The sequence below is a fragment of the Streptomyces sp. NPDC048295 genome (assembly GCF_040652135.1).
Classification (GTDB): Bacteria; Actinomycetota; Actinomycetes; order Streptomycetales; family Streptomycetaceae; genus Streptomyces.
In genome coordinates this window covers 1-3,604 of sequence record NZ_JBEZLL010000071.1, presented here as the reverse complement: position 1 = coordinate 3,604, position 3,604 = coordinate 1, and the positions used below count along the sequence as shown (strand labels likewise).

The 3,604-nt window shown below is 69.8% G+C and carries 3 protein-coding genes and 1 pseudogene; all 4 read right to left on the bottom strand.

Annotated elements, in window-relative coordinates:
• Window positions 1-76: pseudogene (locus AB0D53_RS41565) on the bottom strand (hypothetical protein); the annotation flags it as partial.
• A 47-nt stretch (window positions 77-123) separates the two neighbouring features.
• On the bottom strand, window positions 124-882 hold the full coding sequence (locus tag AB0D53_RS41560) for a TetR/AcrR family transcriptional regulator (protein WP_362454726.1): 759 nt from the start codon (window positions 880-882) through the stop codon (window positions 124-126).
• 199 nt (window positions 883-1,081) lie between these two features.
• Window positions 1,082-2,284, bottom strand: coding sequence for an FAD-dependent oxidoreductase (locus AB0D53_RS41555; protein WP_362454724.1), 1,203 nt, complete (start codon window positions 2,282-2,284; stop codon window positions 1,082-1,084).
• A 28-nt stretch (window positions 2,285-2,312) separates the two neighbouring features.
• On the bottom strand, window positions 2,313-3,604 hold a 1,292-nt coding region (locus AB0D53_RS41550), incomplete at its 5' end, for a beta-ketoacyl reductase (RefSeq protein ID WP_362454721.1).

The window sequence follows — 3,604 nt, the reverse complement described above, 5'->3', positions numbered from 1 at the left end:
CCCCCATCTCGTACAGCCAGCCGCCCGCGCCCCAGACCCAGTGGGCGACGGGGAAGTAGACGACGGTGACCCAGAGCGTGCCCCAACCTGAGGGTTGGGGAACCGGCCCACTGTCCTGTGTGCTCAGGTGAGGGGCTTCTCACCGTTGCGGATACGCGCCAGCACCTCGACCCCGTCCAGTACACGCTGGAGACCGAAGGTGAAATCGTCCTCCGGCTCCTCGAACGCACCGGCTTCCAGCAGTTCGGTGAGGGCGGGGAACGAAGTGGGGTCGGCGTACTTGGCCAGCGTGCGGCCGTAGTTGGCCATCAGGTCGGCCTCGCTGATGTCCTCGGACACCACACCGAGCGAGAGCTGCACGTAGTTCCGGACGTAGCCGATCATCAGCATCATCACGGAGAGCTTCTCGTCCGGCCTGAGGCTGGTGCCGCCGAGCGTGCGCAGGCCGCACTCCAGCCAGCTGAGCTGCCCCGGCTCCAGCGGCGGCCCGCTCACGGAGATCTGCAGCATCCAGGGGTGCCGGCGGAAGACCTCCTGGAACGCCCGGGCCCACTGCTCCAGTCCGGCCCGCCAGTCGCCCGCCTCGGTGTCGATACGGGGCGGGGTTCCGTAGGCCATGTCCAGCATCAGCTGGCGCAGCTCGTCCTTGCTCGACACGTGCCGGTACAGCGACATGGTGCCGAAGTCGAGGCTCTTGGCGACCCGGGACATGGAGAGTCCGGCAAGCCCGTCGGCGTCCGCGGATTCGATCGCCGCGGTGACGATCCGCTCCACGCTGAGCCCGGTCCTGGCTGTCCGCTGCTCCCGGTTCCGGAGCTCCCACAGCACCCCGATGCTGTTCGGCAGGCCTGTGTCGTTGCCCGTTTCCTCGTCAGTAGTCATCTTGTGCCTGCCTTCATCGGAAGTCTTCCTATGCGTATCACGCACGCATAGAGCATCGTATACGCCGAGGGTCGCCCGCACGCGGAGCTGGTGGAACACCGGTCCGGGTTCGGGTCGATGACCGGACCGGGTTCGGGTCGATGACCGGACCGGGTGCGGGTCCAAGGGCGAGGAACCACACAGCCCCGGCCCCGGCGGGTCAGACGCCGGCAGCGGCAGCCTCGACCTCCGCCGACGGACGGCCCAGCAGGAGCCGGCACTGCCGCAGGCCGCGCGCGCTGTTCCAGCCGAGCGCCCCGACGAGAAGCCCGTCACGGTGGTAGGCGGTGACGAACTCCCGGTCCTCGGTCGAACCGCTGAAGATCTCCGTTCGGGCGTCGGGCGGGCACCAGCCGATCGTCTGGATCTTCGCCCCGAACTGGTGAGTCCAGCCGAAGGGCACCGGGCTGTACGGCTTCGCCCCGTCTTCACCCGCCAGAATATTACCGACGACCGCCATCGCCTGCTGGGCCGCGTTGGTTCGTTGTTCGAGCCTGACCCGGGTACCGGCCATCGTCGGATGCGGCCAGTTGGCAACGTCGCCCGCCGCCCACACTCCGGGCGCGGCCTGGCAGTACACGTCGCAGAGCACTCCGTCGTCCAGACGCAGCCCCGATCCGGCCAGCCAGTCCACCGCGGGCACGGAGCCGACCGCGACGACGACGAGGTCGGCGTCGACGGAGGTGCCGTCGCGCAGCAGGACCGCGCTCACACTGCCGTTCTCCTCCGCGAGGCCCGCCACACCGGAGCCCAGGACGAGCCGGACACCGTGGTCACGGTGGAGCTCCGCGACCAGGGCGCCGACCTCGGGGCCGACCTGCCGTTCGAGCGGCGTGGCGTTGGTGTCGATCAGGGTGACGTCGAGTCCGGCCCCGCGGGCGGTGGCGGCGATCTCCGCGCCGAGAAAGCCCGCACCGATCACCGCGACGCGAGGACCGTCCGCGAGCGCCTCGCGCAGCCGTACCGCGTCGTCGAGCGAACGCAGCACGTGGACGCCCCGCACCCCGTCCGCCCACGGCAGCCGGCGCGGCCGGAGTCCGGTCGCGATGATCGCCGCGTCGTACGACAGCTGCTCCCCGGTCGACAGCGCAACGGTCCGCGCGGCCTGGTCCAGCGCCGTGGCCCGGCAGCCCAGGCGCAGGTCGACGTCGATCGCGCCGAGCACGTCCTCCTGCCGCAGCCAGGTCTTGCCGGGTTCCCAGGTCTCGCTCAGCAACTCCTTCGACAGGGGCGGCCGGTCGTACGGCGGATGGAGCTCGTCGCCGACGAGGGTCAGGTCGCCTTCGTATCCCTTGGCGCGCAGTGTCTCCACCGCGGTCAGCCCGGCGGCCGCCGCACCCACGACGACTATGTTGTTCAGCACTCCGGCTCCTCGTCCGCTCGGTCTACGCTCACGACGAAGCCCCGGCCTCACCGTCGAGAATGTCGAACAGCTCGTCCGCGGTCGCCGCGCTCAGGTCGTCCAGGGGGGTGTCGTCGCCGAAGAGCGTCCGCCGCAGGTGGGCCGCGAGTTCGGCAGCCGAGGGGTAGTCGAATATCAGGGTCGGCGCGAGACGGCACCCGGTGACCGCGTTGAGTCTGTTCCTGAGTTCCAGGGCGGTCAGCGAGTCGAAGCCGATATCGAGAAAGCCCCGCTCGGCAGCGATCGCGTCGGCGCCGGAGTGACCGAGGACGGCGGCCGCATGGCTCCTCACCAGATCCAGCAGGGCCCGCTCCCGGTCCTCGCCGGTCAACACCGTCAGCCGCTCGATCAGCGCGGCGGGGGCCGATCCCTTCGTACGGTTGCGCACGACGGAACGGGACTCGGCGAGCGCCATGTCGCGCAGCAGTGCCGGCAGCGCGTCGGCCTTCGTGCGCAACGTCGGTACGTCCACGGCGAGCGGCACCAGGGCCGCATGCCCGGAGCGAAGCCCGGCGTCGAACAGCCTCAGCGCATCCGCCGGATCGAGCGCGGGCAGCCCGCGGGCGGCCATGAGACGCACATCCTCGTCGAGGGCCTCGGTGAGTCCTGTCGCGACATCCCAGAGGCCGTAGGCGAGAGATGTGGCCGGCAGACCCTCAAAGCGCCGCTGCACCGCCAACGCGTCCAGGAACACATTCGCCGCCGCATAGTTCGCCTGCCCCGCCGCCAGCACGGAACCACCCGCCGACGAGAACAGCACGAAAAACTCCAGCCCACACGAACGCGTCGCCTCATGCAAATACCACGCACCATCCGCCTTCGCACCCAGCACACGATCCAACCGGCCCGCATCCATCGAACCGATCAACCCGTTGTCACCCGCACCCGCCGCATGCACCACCCCCACCAGATCCCCACCCCACCGCTCCACCAGACCCACCACCGCACCACGATCCGACACATCACACACCTCCACCACCACCTCAGCACCCAACCCCACCAACTCATCCACCAGCACCCCAGCCCCAGGAGCCCCCAACCCCCGACGACTCGCCAACACCAAACGCCGCACACCACCCCCCACCAGATGCCGCGCCACCAGACCACCCAGACCACCCAGACCACCCGTCACCAACACCACACCCGACCTCGACCCCGGTTCCGAACCCGGTTCCGGCTGCGGTTGCGGCTGTGCCGGGACCTCCACCAGCCTCGGGACGAACACCTCACCACCCCGCAACGCCACCTCCGGCTCACCCGAACCCAAAGCCACACCCAGCG